Genomic DNA, 14,751 nt, shown 5'->3' with positions numbered 1-14,751 from the left:
GCCGAACCGCCCAGGAGAGCCGCCCCATGAGCGAGACCCAGGACTACCCCGTCACCTTCACCGACGCCGAGTGGCGCCAGCGCCTGTCGCCCGAGCAGTACCGCGTGATGCGGGCCCACGGCACCGAGCGTCCCGGCTCCTGCGCCCTGCTGCAGGAAAAGCGTGCCGGCGTATTTTCCTGCGCCGGCTGCGCGCAGCCGCTGTTCGAGGCGGGCAAGAAGTTCGAAAGCGGCACCGGCTGGCCGTCCTTCGACACGCCGGTGGAAGGCGGCGTCGCCACCACCACGGACCGCAGCCATGGCATGATCCGCACCGAGGTGCACTGCGCCCGCTGCGGCAGCCACCTTGGCCACGTGTTCCCGGACGGCCCGCCGCCGACCGGCCTTCGCTACTGCATCAACGGCGTGGCGATGGACTTCACCCCCGCCTGACGCCCCGCCGCCGGGGCGGGGAGGCATGAGGGCAGCACATGCGAGCCGCCCGCCAGCCCCTGTCATGCCCCGGCGGCAAAGGCGCTATCGTGGCCCCGAAGGCACCTGCCAGCCGGAGGAGACCACCGCATGACCTTTCTGATCCCGAACGCCCGGCTGGACGCCATGCTGCGCGAGGACGCGCCCTATGGCGACCTGACCACCCTGGCGTTGGGGATCGGCGAGGAACGGGGCCAGGCGGTGCTGCGCGCCGGCACCACCATGACCCTGTGCGGTGCCGAGGAGGCCGAGGCGCTGTTCCGCCTCGCCGGCTGCGGCGAGGTGCACCGGGTCGCGGCCTCCGGCGCGCTGCTGGAAGAAGGCGGCACCATCCTGACCGCCAGCGGCCCGGCGGCCGGGTTGCAGCTCGCCGCCCGGGCGGCGCAGCGGCTGATGGAAACCGCATCCGGTGTGGCCACGCGCGCCGCGCGCATCCGCGCCGAGGCCCGCACCGCGCGGCCGGACGTGGTGGTCGCCGCCACCCGGCAGCACCTGCCGGGCATCAAGGACATCATGATCAAGGCCATCATGACCGGCGGCTGCGTGCCGCACCGGCTCGGCCTGTCCGACAGCATCCTGGTGCTGGCGCAGCACCGGGCATTCCTGGGGCGCGAGCCCGCGCACCGCTGGGTCAGCCGCCTGCGCGCCGCGCAGCCCGGCCGCAAGGTGGTGGTGGAAGCCGGCACGGTGGACGAGGCGGTGCTGCTGGCCCATGCCGGTGTCGACATGGTGCAGTGCGTCGATCTCTCGCCCGAGCAATTCGCCGAGGTCGCGCGCGCCCTGGCCGACCATGCCGGCCGCCCGCTGCTGGCCGCCGCCGGGCCGGTGGACGAGGGCAGCGCCGCCGCCTATGCCCGGGCGGGGGCTGACATGCTGGTGACCGCCGCTCCCTACGCCGCGCCGCCGCTGGCGGTGAGGGTCACGCTGGAGCGCCTTGGCTAGGCGCGATTCGCACGCCACACGGAATGATTGCATTCGCCGCTGCCCAGGATGCAAGCTGACGCCGCCTGATGTGGCGGCACCCATGATCGCCCCGGGCGGGGGATATACGTCATGGACCAGCGAGACCTGCCACGCGGCGGTCGCCGTGCCCTGCTGGCTGCCGCCGCCGCGGCGCCGCTGCTGGGCGGCACGGCCACCACCGCCGCCCTGGCCGCCGAGATGGGGCGGTCCGAGAAGCCGTTGCGCGCCGCCTTCTCCAATGCCGGGCTGCAGGCCACATGGTGCGCCCAGGGCAAGGCCGCCGCGGAATACTGGGGCAAGCTGTACAACGTGGATGTCACGTGGTTCGACGGTGAGCTGAACGCCACCCGCCAGCGCGCGGCCATCGACAACATGGCGTCCCAGCGCTGGGACTTCGTGGCGATCCAGGCCTTCGGCATCGGCACCCTGACCGCGCCGGTGCGCAAGATGATCGATGCCGGCATCCCGGTGATCGACATGGACACGCTGATCGCGCCGCTGGACCAGGTGAACGTCCACAGCTTCCTGGCGCCGGACAACGAGTTCATGGGCGCCTCCGTCACCGAGGCGCTGATGCAGGCGATCGGCGGCGAGGGCACCATCATCATGACCCAGGGCGCGCTGGGCCACACCGGGGCGCAGGGGCGCGCGCGGGGCTTCGATTCTGTGGTCAAGCGCTACCCCAAGGTGGAGGTGCTGGACACCCAGCCGGGCGATTGGGACGTGACCAAGGTGGCGCGCATCTGGGACACGCACCTGACCAAGTTCCCCAAGATCAGCGCGGCCTACTTCCACAACGACGACATGGCGCTGGCCGCCTACAACGTCATGCGCGCCAAGGGCCGCACGGACATCAAGATCGGCGGCTGCGACGCCATGCCGCCCGCGCTGGCGGCGGTGCAGGACGGGCGCATGCTGGCCACCGTGCGCAACCCATCCTGTCGCATCCATGGCGGCGCCATCATGGCCGGCGTGGCGGCCGTGGTGGCGGGCGAGAAGACCGGCGCGGACGGCATCCCGAAAAGCGTGATCACGGACGGTCCCGTCGTCACCAAGGCCAATGCCGGGGGCATGGCCTGGATGCAGAAGCACTTTCTGATCTAGCGGGACCACCCGCATGGTGACGGAACAGGGAGCGCTGCTGGAACTGCACGGCGTGTCCAAGCGCTTCGCCGGCGTGTTGGCGCTGGACGGCGTGGACTTCACCCTGGGCCGTGGCGAGATCCACGGCCTGGTCGGCGAGAACGGCGCCGGCAAAAGTACGCTGATGAAGATCATCGCCGGCGTGCACGGGCAGTTCGAGGGGGAGATGCGGCTGGATGGCCAGCCCATCCGCCTGCGCTCCCCGCGCGACGCGCGGGATGCCGGCATCGGCATGGTGCATCAGGAACTGTCCATCGTGCCCGCGCTGTCCGTGGCGGAAAATGTGCTGCTCGGCCGGCAGCCGCTGAACGGGCTTGGGCTGGTGTCCTGGCGGCGCATGCGCGACATGGCGCAGGCGCAGCTCCGGGAACTGGGCATCGAGGTCGACCCTGCGGCGGCGGCCGGCGACCTGCCGCTCGGCCTGCAGCAGATGATCGAGCTGGCGCGCGTGCTGCTGTCCGGCGCGCGCATCCTGATCCTGGACGAGCCGACCTCCGCGCTGTCCCCGCCGGAAGTGGAGCGGCTGTTCTCGCTGCTGGAGCGGCTGCGGGCATCCGGCCGCAGCGTGGTGTTCATCTCGCACTTCCTGGACGACGTCCTGCGGATCTCCGACGCCGTCACCGTGTTCCGCAACGGCCGTCGCGTCGACGGCGCGGCGGCGCGCGACATCGACAAGACCTGGCTGATCGAGCGCATGATCGGCCGTGGGCACGAGCGGCTGGAGGAAAGCCTGGCCGGCACGCGCCTGCTGCCGCCGCGGTCAAACACGCCGGTGGTGCTGGATGCCGCCGGCCTCGGCGTCGCCGGGCTGTTCGACGACGCCACGCTGCGCGTGCATGCCGGCGAGGTGCTGGGCATCTACGGCTTCATGGGATCGGGGCAGCTGGAATTGGCGCGCGCGCTGTCCGGCAAGCTGCCGCTGGACCACGGCACGGTGCGGGTGGACGGAAAGGCGGCACGACTGCGCGGCGGCACGCCGGCGGCAAAGCGCGCCGGCATCGCCTTCGTGCCGGAAAGCCGCCGCGCCATGCTGTTCGCGCCCGAGCCGGTGTACCGCAACATCAGTATCTCCATCCTGGAACGCATCGGGCGCCTGCTGGTGCACCCGCGCCGGGAGCGCGACATCGCGGAGGGCCATGTGCGCCGGCTCGGCGTGCGCCCGGCGCAGGTGGACCTGCCGGTGGGGCAGCTGTCCGGCGGCAACCAGCAGAAGGTGGCGCTGGCCCGCTGGCTGACCCACCTGCCGCGCGTGCTGCTGCTGAGCGAGCCGACCCGTGGCATGGACGTGGGCGCCAAGGACGACGTGGTGCGCATCGTGCGCGCGCTGCGGGCGGAGGGCATCGGCATCGTGGTCGTGTCGTCGGAGCCGGAAACGGTGCTGTCGCTGGCGGACCGGATCCTGGTGATGCGGCGTGGCACGCTGGCGCGCGAATTCGCCGGCGAGGCGGTGGGCAAGGACCACCTGCTGGAAGCGGCCTGAGAAACCCCCGAGGAACCCGGATGTCCGCACCCCTGACCGACCATGCCGCGCCGCCGGCGCCGCTCTGGCAGCGCCTCGGCGGGCAGCTGCGCAACCTCGCGCCCTTCGCGACGCTGATCGCGCTGGTCGTGCTGTTCAGCCTGCTGAGCCCGTCCTTCGCCACGCTGGGCAACCTCGGCAACGTGCTGCAGCAGGTGTCCATCACCGCCATCATCGCGGTGGGGCTGACCTACGTGATCCTTTGCGCGGAGATCGACCTCAGCGTCGCCTCCGTCGCCAACGCCGCCGGCATCCTGCTGGCTTTCTTCACGCTGCAGGACAGCAGCGTGAACATCGCCAACCTGCCGCTGCCGGGACTGCTGGCGATCGCGCTGACGCTGGCGGGGGCATTGGCGCTGGGGGCCATCACCGCTTTCGGCGTCACCTGGATCGGCATCCCGTCCTTTATCATGACGCTGGCCATGCTGCAGATCGGCAACGGCATCGGCGCGCTGCTGGTGCGCGGGCAGATCGCCTACAACGTGCCCGACCTGGTCGTGGCGCTGGGCAGCGGCTCCATCGGGCCGGTGCCGTGGATCGTGCTGATCGCGGCGCTGGTGCTGCTGGTGGGGCACCTGGTGCTCGCCTACACGCGCTTCGGCCGCTACGTCTACATGGTGGGCGGCAACCGCGAGGCGGCCGAGCATTCCGGCGTGGCGGTGAAGGCAGTGGTGGCGGGGGTGATGATGATCTCCGCCCTGTGCTCCGGCATCGCGGGCATGCTCGGCGTCGCCTATTTCGGCAGCGCGCAGCAGAACCAGTTCGACAACTACCTGCTGGATGCCATCTCGGCCGTGGTGGTGGGCGGCACCAGCCTGTTCGGCGGGCAGGGGGGCATCGGCAACACCATCGTCGGCGTCTTGGTGCTGGGTGTGCTGAACAACGGGCTGGACCACGTCCGCATGGACAGCTTCCTGAAGATCCTGATCCGCGGGATGGTGCTGCTGCTGGCGCTGGTGGTGAACGTCTACGCGCAGCGGCTGCGCGCGCGCGGGCGGGTCGCCAGCTGAGGCGCCCCGCCCGGCGGCTGGCTACCGCCCGTGGTGCGGGCGGAACAGGCGGCCGCCCTCGGCGAACAGCACCATGCCCAGCGCCAGGATGCCGCAGGCGGCGAAGCCCACCATCAGCGGCGCCGTGGTGCCGTCGAACTGCTGGCCGATGAAGAAGCCGATCAGCGCGCCGCCCACCGTGGTGACGAAGCCCTGCGCCGAGGAGGCGGTGCCCGCGATGTGCCCCAGCGGCTCCATGGCCATGGAGCCGAAGTTCGGCGCCGTCAGGCCGAAGCAGAACATCATGCCGGCCTGCAGCACCGCGAAGGTCCACAGGTTCTCATGCCCGGACAGCGCCACGCCGGCATGCACCACCGCGAAGCCAATGTAGCCCAGCAGCATGGCGTGCGAGATGCGCCGCGTGCCGAAGCGCCCGACCAGCTTGGCGTTGACCATGGAAGCCACCGCCATGGCGACCGCGATGCCCGCGAAGATGCTGGTGAACCACTGCGCCGCGCCGAAGGTGTCCGCGAAGACCTGCTGCGCCGAGTTGATGAAGCCGAACAGGCTGCCCATGATCAGGGTCATGGCCAGCATGTAGCCCACCGCCACGCGCTGGGTGAGCGTGTACTGGAACGCGGCGAGGATGCGCCCGGGCGCGATGGCGCGGCGGTCCTCCGGGTGCAGGGTCTCGGGCAGCTTCACCGTCATCCACAGCGCGACGCCTGCGCCGAACACCGCCAGCGCCGCGAAGATCCAGGGCCAGGGCGCGACCAGCATGATCACCTGACCGAGCGTCGGCGCGATCACCGGCACGGCCAGGAAGACGATAAAGGCCAGCGACATCACCTGCGCCATCTTCCGCCCCGCGTAGCAGTCGCGCACGATGGACACGGCCAGCACCCGGGTGCTGGCGGCGCCGATGCCTTGCGCCACGCGCGCCGCCATCAGCATCTCGAAGCTGCTGCTGAACATCGCGACGATGCTGGCCACGGTGTAGATGCCAAGGCCGGTCATCAGCAGGGGTTTGCGGCCGAAGCGGTCGGCCAGCGGCCCGTAGACGATCTGCGCCGAGCCGAAGCCCAGCAGGTAGGCCGTGATGATCCATTGCTGCTGGTTGGCGCTGCTGATGCCCAGGGCGTGGGCGATCTCGGGCAATGCCGGCAACATGGAATCGATGGCCAGCGCGTTGGCCGCCATCATGGCGGCGATGATGGCGACGAACTGCTTGAAGCCCATGCCGGGGTGAGGCGCGCCGCTGCGCGCCACGGGGGGCACGGTCGCCCCCGCTGCGGTGTCCATGCCTGCCGTCCTGTCGTTGTCGCCTGCTGTCTAGCCCGTGCCGCGCCGGGCTTGAACCCGCGGCAAGGCAAGGCTGCCCCGCCCTCTCACCGCGTCAGGTCCAGCCGGTTCTCGAACACCACAAAGAAGGGCGCCTTGTCCCAGGGCGGCGGCAGGGCGCGGCCGGCGGCATCGGCCGGAAAGCGGCGCAGCACCACGGCGTCCAGCACGTTGCCCCCGATGGCCTGAACCAGTCCGCCGCCGCTGGCCACCACGACGTCGCAATGCATGGGCCGGAACGATCCGGCCTCGGACAACCGTTCCTGCCAGTGGTAGAGCGGCGAGCGGGAACGGTCGGCGCAGATCAGGTCGCCGGGGCGGGGGCTGTAGTCCACCGGTTCGTGCGGCACGAAGGCCGCCCCCTCCGGGTTGCCGGACCAGGAAAACAGCAGTGCGTCGATGTAGGTGGAATGCGCGGCGGCGGGGGGGAACACGAAGCCCGGCACCCCCGCGCGCTGCATCACGTAGCTGACGAAGGCCGCCGACCAGGCCGGGCTGGCGAACAGGGAGATGGCGGGCAGCGGCGGGGGCGGGGCGCCTTCCGCCTGGAATTCGGCCATGGCCACCATCATGGCGTCGCGGGTGCCCTCATGGCGGCGGATCACGGCCGGCCCCTCGGGCACCGTTTCCCAATAGGCCAGGATGCTGGGGAAGTTCTCCGGTGCCGCCGGGGGGTCGAGGAATTCCGGCCAGCCGTCCACCGTCAGCTTGCCCCAGCGCTGCCATTCGGTCAGCGCCGCCTGGACCACCGCCGCGCGCTGCGGCGGCAGGCGCGCCGAGGCCGTGACCGGCGGCGGAGGCGGGGGCGGCGACAGCGTGCACCCCGTGAGCGACAGCAGGCCGGCCGCCGCCACTGCCACGCCAGCCCGAACCCATCCCCGCATCCAACCGCTCCACACCCGTGCGCAAGCGTCAACGCGGCAGCGGGCAAATCGTCACGCCGCTTTACACCGGATGGCCTTCCTTCCGTCCGTCGCTGCGCGCCGCGGCCGCGATCACCGCCACGGTTTCGGGGCTCAGCGCCCGGCCGGGCTGGCGCGGCTTGGTCAGCGGCGTCGGCACCATGCGGTTGCCATGGATCAGCGCCATGGCGGCGGCCCGCTCGCCCAGGCCCTCCAGCTCCAGCCGGGCGCGGTCGCGGCGGCGCACGTCGTCTTCCAGCTCGGCCACGGCCTCCTCCTCCACGCCGAGGTGGCGCAGGGTGGCCATGCTGAAGAGCAGCGCGGATTCCAGCGTTTCGCGGATCTGGAAGTCCACTTCCGCCTTGATCAGCGCCACGGCGTGCGGGCGGTCAAAGGCACGCGCCATCACCGGCACCAGCGGGAACTCGGCCTTCAGCATGGTCACCACCGCCGTGGTCACCTCCGGCCGGTCGGTGCACACCAGAACGGCGCGCGCCCGCTCGGCGCCCGAGGCGTGCAGGACGTCCAGCCGCCGGCCGTCACCGTAATAGACCTTGAAGCCGAAGCCGGCGGCGGCCTGGATCATTTCCGGGTCGCTGTCGATGATGGTGATGTCGATGCCGCGCGCCAGCAGCGCCTGCGCCGCCACCTGCCCGAAGCGGCCGAAGCCGACCATCAGCAGGTGGTCGCGCACCTCGCGGATGCCGTCCGTGCCTTCCACCCCGTCCATGTTGGCGGGCGGCGGGGGCAGGAGCTGCAGCGCCAGGGCGGCCAGCGGCGTCAACGCCATGGACAGCACCACGATGGCGGTCAGCACGGCGTTGATGCGCGGTTCGAACAGCCCGGCCGCCGCCGCGGCGGCGTAAAGCACGAAGGCGAACTCGCCGCCCTGGCCCATCAGCGCCGCGCGGTGCAGCGCTTCCCGCGTGCCGGCGCAGGTCAGCCGGGCGACCACGAAGATACCGGATGCCTTGACCGCCATCATCACCAGCACGCCGGCAACGATCACCGGCCAGTCCCGGCCCACCAGCGCGATGTCCAGCGACATGCCGACACCCATGAAGAACAAGCCCAGCAGGATGCCGCGGAACGGCTCGATATCCGCCTCAAGCTGGCGCCGGAACGGGCTTTCGGACAGCATCACGCCGGCGGCGAAGGCGCCCATGGCCATGGAAAGCCCCGCCGCCTGCATGGCCAGCGCGGCGCCCAGCACCACCAGCAGGGCCGCCGCCGTCATCACCTCCCGCGCATGGGCATTGGCGAGCATCGCGAAGACCGGCGTCAGCAGCCAGCGGCTGATCGCCACCAGCCCGGCGATGGCGGCCAGCGCGATGGCCACCGTGACCCATTGCGAGGCGTCGCTGCCGCCCGATGGCACCGGCGCCAGCAGCGCCACCACGGCCAACAGCGGCACGATCGCCAGGTCCTCCAGCAGCAGGATGGACACGATGCGCTGCCCGGCCAGGGTGCCGGCCTCGCCGCGCTCCTCCATGATCTGCATCACAATGGCGGTGGAGGACAGCACGAAGCCCATGGCGGCCACGAAGCTCATGGGCAGGGGAAAGCCGCACAGCCAGCCGAGGCCGGTGAGCAGCCCGCCGCACACCACCACCTGCGTCAGGCCTGAGCCGAAGATGTCGCCCCGCATGCCCCACAGGCGCGACGGCTGCATTTCCAGCCCGATCACGAACAGGAACATCACCACGCCCAGCTCGGCCACGTGCAGCACCGCCTGGGGGTCGTCGAAGAAGCGCAGGCCGAAAGGACCCACGGCCAGCCCCGCCGCCAGGTAGCCCAGCACGGAGCCGAGGCCGAGCCGCCGGAACAGCGGCACCGCCACCACGCCCGCCGCCAGCACCACCACAACATTGACCAGGTCGCCGCCCTGTTCGGCCGCCATCGGGCATTCTCCATTCGAGGTCGGGGCGCAGGATAATCCCAAGCGGGCTTGAGCGCGACAATCGGGAACCCCGGGCTCGCGCCTACGTTGAGAAAGGTGGCGAAACAAACGCGGAGGCTGGCATGGCGATGAAGCGCGGGCGCAAGTGGCTGATCGGGCTTGCGATTCCTGTTGCCGTCATTGCCCTGGCGGTGTTGCTGTTCCGCTGGGACTGGCTGATTCCGCTGATCGAGCCCCGCGCCTCTGCCGCGCTGGGCCGCCCGGTTACGCTGGAACACCTGCATGTGAAGCTGGGCCGCACCGTCGTGGTCACTGCCAACGGCGTGACCGTGGGCAACCCGGAAGGGTTCGAGGACCCGGTGCCGCTCGCCCGCGTCGGCCGGCTGAGCGCCGCCGTCAACGCCTGGGACTGGTGGCGGGGCCGCGGCCTGACGCTGCCGTGGATCGAGCTGGATCACCCGGTGGTCAACGTGCGTGCCATGCCGGACGGGCGCGCCAACTACCTGTTCAACACCACCCCGCCTGCCGCGGACGCGCCCCCGGCCGAACCGGCCGCCGCGCCGCAGATCGGCGTGGTGCGCATCCGCGATGGCGAAGGCAAGGTGGTGATCCCGCAGTTCCGCGCCGACTTCGCCATTCGCGTGGCGACGGAGGAAGGCTCGCCCGAGGCGACCGCCGCAGCCGTGTCGCGTGCCGCAGCAGCCGCGCCTGCCCCCGCCGCGGCCCCGGAGCCGGAGCCGCAGTCCACCATGGTGATCGCCGAGAACGGCCTGCCGCTGCCCGCGCCCCCCGCGCCCGAGCCACCGGCGGCCGCCAACGACCTGCCGCCGCCGCCCGCGCTGGACGACGAGCCGGCGCGCATCGTCGCCAGCGCCGAGGGCACCTACGCCGGCCAGCCGATCCGGGCCCGGCTGGTCGGCGGCGCCCTGCTGTCGCTGCGCGATACCGAGAAGCCCTGGCCGGTGCAGCTGCGGGTGGACAACGGCCCCACCAATGTTGCGCTGGAAGGGACGGTCAGCGACCCCCTGCACTTCCAGGGCGCCGCGTTGCGGCTGGTGCTGGCCGGGCCGGACATGAGCCTGCTGACGCCGCTGACCGGCGTGCCCATCCCCAAGACCCCGCCCTATCGCGTGGCGGGCGCGCTGGACTACACCGCCGATCGCATCCGCATGGAGCGGATCCAGGGCACCGTCGGCAGCACCGACCTGTCAGGCAGCGTCGCGGTGCTGCCGCGCCAGCCGCGGCCGGACGTGACCGTCGACCTGTCGTCCCGCCGGGTGGACCTGGACGACCTCGCCGGCTTTATCGGCGAGGAACCGGGCCAGACGGCCCCCGCGCCAGCCAGTGCCAAGGTGCTGCCGGACACGCCGGTGAGCCTGCCCAAGCTGACGGCCGCCGACCTGCACGTGCGCTACCGTGCCGGCAGCATCCGCGGCGGTCGGCGGCAGCCGCTGGACAACCTGCGTGCCGATTTCGACATCGTGGACGGGGCCATCAACCTGCACCCGATCGGCTTCGGTATCGGGCGGGGGCAGATGCTGTTCACCGGCCGCCTGTCCCCCGCCGGCAACGGGCTCAGGGCGGATGTGAAGGCCGAGTTCCAGCGGCTGGACATTTCCAAGCTGATGGCCGCCGCCGGCTCCGAAGGCGGCGGCGCGCTGAACGGGCGGGCGGAACTGCGGTCCACCGGCGCCTCGGTCGCGCAGCTGCTGGGCAATGGCGACGGGCGGGTGGTGCTGTCCACCGCCGGCGGCAACCTGTCGGCCCTGCTGGTGGACCTGTCGGGGCTGCGGCTGGCCAACGCGGTGCTGTCGGCGCTGGGCATCCCGGCGCGCACCGACCTGCGCTGCTTCGTGGCCGACCTGGCGCTGCGCGATGGCACGCTGAACACCAACGCCCTGATCATCGATACCGACGACGCCATCATCATCGGCGATGGCAGCGTCAACCTGGCCCGTGAAACGCTGGCCTACCGGCTGCGCACCCGCTCGCGCGACTTCACCATCGGCGCATTGTCCACGGACATCCGCATCAGCGGCACGCTGCGGGACCCGGGGGTGCTGCCGGAGGTGATGGAACTGGGCGCACGGGGCGGCGCGGCGGTGGGGCTGGCGCTGATCAACCCGCTGCTGGCGATCCTGCCGACCATCCAGTTCGGCACCAGCGAGGACAGCGGCTGCAACGTGCTGGCCGGGCGCGCCGGCCAGCGCGCCCGGTAGCCCGGGGCTATTCGACCCGGATGTCGGCCTTGCGCGCCACCTCGCCCCAGCGGGCCGTTTCGCTGGCCACAAAGGCGGAGAACTCGGCGGCGGTGTTGCCCACCGGGGTGATGCCCAGCTCGGCGAAGCGCGCACGCACCGTGTCGGAGCGCAGCGCGGCGACCGCCTCCTTGTTCAGCCGCTCCACAATGGCCGGCGGGGTGCCGGCGGGCGCGAAGAAGCCGTGCCAGGACAGGCTTTCGAAGCCGGGAACCGTTTCGGCCACCGTGGGCACGTCCGGCGCCGTCGGGCTGCGCGAAAGCGAGCCGACGCCCAGGATGCGGATCTTGTTTTCCCGCGCGAAAGGCCAGGCGGAGGAGAAGTTGTCGAAGGCCAGCGGCAGCTCGCCCGTCAGCAGCGCGGTCATGATCTGGCCGCTGCCGCGGTAAGGCACGTGCTCCATGGTCACGCCTGTCAGCTGTGAGAACAGCGCGCCGGCGAGGTGGATGGAGGTGCCGACGCCGGAGGAACCGTAGTTGTAGCGGCCAGGGCTCGCCTTCAGCAGCGCGATCAGTTCCTGGACGTTCCTGGCCGGCACTTCCATGCCCACCGCCAGGGCGTTGGGCTGCGACGCGAGCTGGGTGATCGGCGCGAAGTCGCGGATGTTGTCATACGGCATCTTGGTGAAGATGGCCGGGTTGATGGCGTGGGAGCTGATGGTGCCGAGGCAGATGGTGTAGCCATCCGGCGTGGCGCGGGCGCAGGCTTCCGAACCGATGTTGCCGCCGGCGCCAGGGCGGCTCTCGATCACCAGCGGCTGGCCCATGGCCTGGCTCATGGTCTGGCCGACCAACCGGGCCACGGTGTCGGACGTGCCGGCGGAGAACGGCACGATCACGCGGATCGGCTGGGTGGGATAGGGCCGGGGCTGGGCGGCGGCCGGCAGCGCGCACAGTGACAGCAGCGCGGCGGCCGCGATGGTGGCGCGGGACAGCATCTTGGTCATGGTTCCTCCTGGTGACGGGGCGTTGGCCGCCCGCCGGATTGATGGCTTTCTTGGCCCGGCAGCAGCGCTGCCGGCGGGCGTCAGCGGTCGCGCGTTTCCTCCGGAAAGGCCACGGACAGCGAGCGCAGCGTGTGCGCGCGCATCAGCGCCTCGGCCCGCTCGGCATCGCGGTCGGCGATGGCGGCCAGGATCGCGGTGTGCTCGGCCAGGGCCTGCGGCCATTGGTCGTCGGCCGACAGCACGCGGGCGCGGCCGATGTGGTCATAGACCTTCAGCGCATGCAGGCTGCGGTCCAGAAAGCCGTTGCCGGTGATGGCCAGCAGCGCGGTGTGGAAGGCCTCGTTTTCCCGCCGCAGCACCACCGGGTCACCCAGCGCGGTGGCAGCGCGAATGGCGGCGAGGCGGGTTTGCAGCGCGGCGAGGTCGGCGGGCGTGGCGCGGCGCGCGGCGAGGCCGGCGGCGGCGCCTTCCAGCGCGGCGCGGATGCGCCCCATGTCCACCAGCCGCGCCGTTTCCAGGCTGGCGACAAAGGAGCCGCTGCGGGGGCGGGTTTCCACCATACCCTCGGCTTCCAGGCGCCGCAGCGCCTCGCGGACCGGCTGGGCGGATACGCCGAGCGCCTGCGCCAGGCCGCGCTCCGACAACTTGCTGCCTGGCGCCAGCACACCCTCGATCAAGGCTTCCCGCAACCGCTCATAGGCGCGTTCGGCCAGGGGGCGGAGATCCTCGGTCGACAAGGTGTCCAGCGTCAGGTCCATCGCTTCTGCAATAGCAGATGGGATGACAGCGCCGCAACCTTGCTGTCAGCCGAAGCCGAGCCGCCCCAGCCCCGGCAGCTTCAGCGCCGGCCGCCGCAGGTCCAGCCCCGCGACGCCGCCTAGGATGTTCAGCTCGATCCCCTCCACCCAGGCCACGGTCAGGCCGCCATAGCCGCCGAGGCTGAGGCGGAAGCCGGTGCCGGACGGGGTTTCGCGCAGCCAGCGCCCGTCATAGGGATAATCCTTGCCGATGGCGGTGGGCGGCAGCGCCAGCGATACCTCCGGCAGCCCGTCCAGCACCGCGGCCACGAACGTGTTGGAGTTGGGGCCCGGCCAGGCGCGGTAGTCGCCCTGGTTGCGGAAGGCATAGCCCTGGATCGCCTGCCGCACGCGCGGGATCAGCGCGCCGGCGGCCTCGCCATCCGCCGAGAACACCGTCTCCGGCACCTTGCCGAACCAGCGCCCGTCCGGCTCGAAGCCGTTCATGCGGATCGGCGCGCCCCAGGCGGTGTAGTCGTATCGCGTATAGGTGGCGGCGCCTTCCTCCTTGAAGACGATCCAGCAGTGGACGGCGAAGATGCCGCGCCATCGCACCGTCTGCGCCGCGAACACGCGCAGCACCGCCGGCCTGTGCGCGGCGGGCGCGGGCAGCAGGCCGGCGCTGGACCGGTCGGCGGTCTGCCAGCCGGCGCCCTGGCCGCTGTTCCAGTACAGCGCAGCCGAGATGCCGAGGGGGAGGAGGAACAGCAGCAGGAAGCCCCACAGGGCAATCTTCAGGACAGCAAGCATGCACCCCAGATGGCGCCGCTGCCGCGAAACGGCAACCGGCCTCAGCCGGACGCGATCAGCCGGTGCACGGCGGCGACATGCGCGCGCATGCGGGCCGCGGCGGCCACGGCATCGCCCGCCGCGATGGCGGCGACGATGCCCTCGTGCTCGTCGAAGGAGGGATGCCCGGGGGGCGGGCCGTCCGGGCGTTCGCGCGGGCGGTCCCAGGTCAGCACGCGGCGGATGGCGGCGAGCTGGTCGAACAGGTGCAGCAGCAGGGGGTTGCCGGCGGCCAGTGCCACCTCGCGGTGCAGCCGGGCGTCCTGGCCCTCGTATCCGCGCCAGGACAGGCCGGGACGACGCGAGGCCGCCATGGCCGCGCGCATCGCCTGCAGCCCGGCGGGCGTGGCGTGGCGCGCGGCCAGGGCGGCCAGCTCCGGCTCCACTGCCAGCCGCGCCGCCACCACGTCCGCCGGCCCGGCCCGCCGCGCGAGCTCCGCGATGTCGCCGATCGCCGCCAGCGGGCGCGGGCCCAGAAAGGTGCCCTTGCCGACGTGCCGCCACAGCTGGCCTTCCGCTTCCAGCACCGCCAGCGCCTTGCGCAGCGCGGGGCGGGAGGTGCCCAGCGCGGCGGCCATCTCGCGTTCCGGCGGCAGGCGGCCAGAGGCGGGCAGGGACAGGCCGGCGAGGTAGGCCTGCAGCAGGGCGGGAACGGGGACGTCGTCGGACAGGGGCGGCTCCGGGGTGGCTTGACGCTGCGTGGGGGCAGGCGTAACCAATCTGGCGAATTGGTC

At 71.8% G+C, this 14,751-nt stretch carries 13 protein-coding genes; 6 read left to right on the top strand and 7 right to left on the bottom strand.

Going from position 1 to position 14,751, the window contains the following annotated elements; translation table 11 throughout:
• Window positions 1-26: 26 nt before the first annotated feature.
• From msrB to IAI59_RS19035, 5 genes are all read left to right on the top strand, one after another.
• Window positions 27-431 (top strand): peptide-methionine (R)-S-oxide reductase MsrB, encoded by a 405-nt coding sequence (gene msrB, locus IAI59_RS19055; RefSeq protein WP_207415958.1) that lies wholly within the window; start codon window positions 27-29, stop codon window positions 429-431.
• A 129-nt stretch (window positions 432-560) separates the two neighbouring features.
• Window positions 561-1,412, top strand: coding sequence for a ModD protein (gene modD / locus IAI59_RS19050; RefSeq protein ID WP_207415957.1), 852 nt, complete (start codon window positions 561-563; stop codon window positions 1,410-1,412).
• Between the two features lie 111 nt (window positions 1,413-1,523).
• Window positions 1,524-2,537 (top strand): sugar ABC transporter substrate-binding protein, encoded by a 1,014-nt coding sequence (locus IAI59_RS19045; protein WP_207415956.1) that lies wholly within the window; start codon window positions 1,524-1,526, stop codon window positions 2,535-2,537.
• Between the two features lie 13 nt (window positions 2,538-2,550).
• The gene (locus tag IAI59_RS19040; protein ID WP_207415955.1) at window positions 2,551-4,056 is read left to right on the top strand and encodes a sugar ABC transporter ATP-binding protein; all 1,506 of its coding nucleotides are present in this window, start codon (window positions 2,551-2,553) and stop codon (window positions 4,054-4,056) included.
• Between the two features lie 20 nt (window positions 4,057-4,076).
• Window positions 4,077-5,105 (top strand): ABC transporter permease, encoded by a 1,029-nt coding sequence (locus IAI59_RS19035; RefSeq protein WP_207415954.1) that lies wholly within the window; start codon window positions 4,077-4,079, stop codon window positions 5,103-5,105.
• Between the two features lie 21 nt (window positions 5,106-5,126).
• On the opposite strand, the gene IAI59_RS19030 is transcribed toward IAI59_RS19035, so the two are convergent.
• The 3 genes from IAI59_RS19030 to IAI59_RS19020 form a co-directional block, all read right to left on the bottom strand.
• On the bottom strand, window positions 5,127-6,323 hold the full coding sequence (locus IAI59_RS19030) for a multidrug effflux MFS transporter (RefSeq protein WP_207416094.1): 1,197 nt from the start codon (window positions 6,321-6,323) through the stop codon (window positions 5,127-5,129).
• A 149-nt stretch (window positions 6,324-6,472) separates the two neighbouring features.
• On the bottom strand, window positions 6,473-7,309 hold the full coding sequence (locus tag IAI59_RS23155) for a DUF2272 domain-containing protein (RefSeq protein WP_237180496.1): 837 nt from the start codon (window positions 7,307-7,309) through the stop codon (window positions 6,473-6,475).
• Between the two features lie 61 nt (window positions 7,310-7,370).
• Window positions 7,371-9,227 carry a monovalent cation:proton antiporter-2 (CPA2) family protein gene (locus IAI59_RS19020; RefSeq protein ID WP_207415953.1) on the bottom strand — a complete coding sequence of 619 codons (1,857 nt, stop codon included), beginning with the start codon at window positions 9,225-9,227 and terminating at the stop codon, window positions 7,371-7,373.
• A gap of 122 nt (window positions 9,228-9,349) precedes the next feature.
• On the opposite strand from IAI59_RS19020, the gene IAI59_RS19015 reads away from it, so the two are divergent.
• Window positions 9,350-11,446: an AsmA family protein gene (locus IAI59_RS19015; RefSeq protein WP_207415952.1), complete on the top strand. Its 2,097-nt coding sequence runs from the start codon at window positions 9,350-9,352 to the stop codon at window positions 11,444-11,446.
• Between the two features lie 7 nt (window positions 11,447-11,453).
• On the opposite strand, the gene IAI59_RS19010 is transcribed toward IAI59_RS19015, so the two are convergent.
• The 4 genes from IAI59_RS19010 to IAI59_RS18995 form a co-directional block, all read right to left on the bottom strand.
• Window positions 11,454-12,431 (bottom strand): Bug family tripartite tricarboxylate transporter substrate binding protein, encoded by a 978-nt coding sequence (locus IAI59_RS19010; protein WP_207415951.1) that lies wholly within the window; start codon window positions 12,429-12,431, stop codon window positions 11,454-11,456.
• Between the two features lie 80 nt (window positions 12,432-12,511).
• Complete coding sequence (locus tag IAI59_RS19005; protein ID WP_207415950.1) at window positions 12,512-13,189, bottom strand: GntR family transcriptional regulator; 678 nt, start codon at window positions 13,187-13,189, stop codon at window positions 12,512-12,514.
• 45 nt (window positions 13,190-13,234) lie between these two features.
• Window positions 13,235-13,978 carry a DUF3750 domain-containing protein gene (locus IAI59_RS19000; RefSeq protein ID WP_207415949.1) on the bottom strand — a complete coding sequence of 248 codons (744 nt, stop codon included), beginning with the start codon at window positions 13,976-13,978 and terminating at the stop codon, window positions 13,235-13,237.
• 41 nt (window positions 13,979-14,019) lie between these two features.
• Window positions 14,020-14,736, bottom strand: coding sequence for a FadR/GntR family transcriptional regulator (locus IAI59_RS18995; RefSeq protein WP_237180495.1), 717 nt, complete (start codon window positions 14,734-14,736; stop codon window positions 14,020-14,022).
• Window positions 14,737-14,751: the final 15 nt, after the last annotated feature.

Origin of the sequence: Roseomonas haemaphysalidis, assembly GCF_017355405.1 — a bacterium.
Lineage (GTDB): Bacteria > Pseudomonadota > Alphaproteobacteria > Acetobacterales > Acetobacteraceae > Pseudoroseomonas > Pseudoroseomonas haemaphysalidis.
The sequence above is the reverse complement of the archived record's forward strand: the minus strand, read 5'-3'. Positions and strand labels throughout refer to the sequence as shown.

Excerpts from the sequence above, each read along its gene's own strand:
- IAI59_RS19035 (WP_207415954.1), top strand. The coding sequence starts at position 4,077 with ATGTCCGCACCCCTGACCGACCATGCCGCGCCGCCGGCGCCGCTCTGG.
- IAI59_RS19000 (WP_207415949.1), bottom strand. The coding sequence starts at position 13,978 with ATGCTTGCTGTCCTGAAGATTGCCCTGTGGGGCTTCCTGCTGCTGTTC.
- IAI59_RS19005 (WP_207415950.1), bottom strand. The coding sequence starts at position 13,189 with ATGGACCTGACGCTGGACACCTTGTCGACCGAGGATCTCCGCCCCCTG.
- msrB (WP_207415958.1), top strand. The coding sequence starts at position 27 with ATGAGCGAGACCCAGGACTACCCCGTCACCTTCACCGACGCCGAGTGG.
- IAI59_RS19040 (WP_207415955.1), top strand. The coding sequence starts at position 2,551 with ATGGTGACGGAACAGGGAGCGCTGCTGGAACTGCACGGCGTGTCCAAG.
- IAI59_RS19010 (WP_207415951.1), bottom strand. The coding sequence starts at position 12,431 with ATGACCAAGATGCTGTCCCGCGCCACCATCGCGGCCGCCGCGCTGCTG.
- IAI59_RS19045 (WP_207415956.1), top strand. The coding sequence starts at position 1,524 with ATGGACCAGCGAGACCTGCCACGCGGCGGTCGCCGTGCCCTGCTGGCT.
- IAI59_RS19030 (WP_207416094.1), bottom strand. The coding sequence starts at position 6,323 with ATGGGCTTCAAGCAGTTCGTCGCCATCATCGCCGCCATGATGGCGGCC.
- IAI59_RS19020 (WP_207415953.1), bottom strand. The coding sequence starts at position 9,227 with ATGGCGGCCGAACAGGGCGGCGACCTGGTCAATGTTGTGGTGGTGCTG.
- modD (WP_207415957.1), top strand. The coding sequence starts at position 561 with ATGACCTTTCTGATCCCGAACGCCCGGCTGGACGCCATGCTGCGCGAG.
- IAI59_RS19015 (WP_207415952.1), top strand. The coding sequence starts at position 9,350 with ATGGCGATGAAGCGCGGGCGCAAGTGGCTGATCGGGCTTGCGATTCCT.
- IAI59_RS23155 (WP_237180496.1), bottom strand. The coding sequence starts at position 7,309 with ATGCGGGGATGGGTTCGGGCTGGCGTGGCAGTGGCGGCGGCCGGCCTG.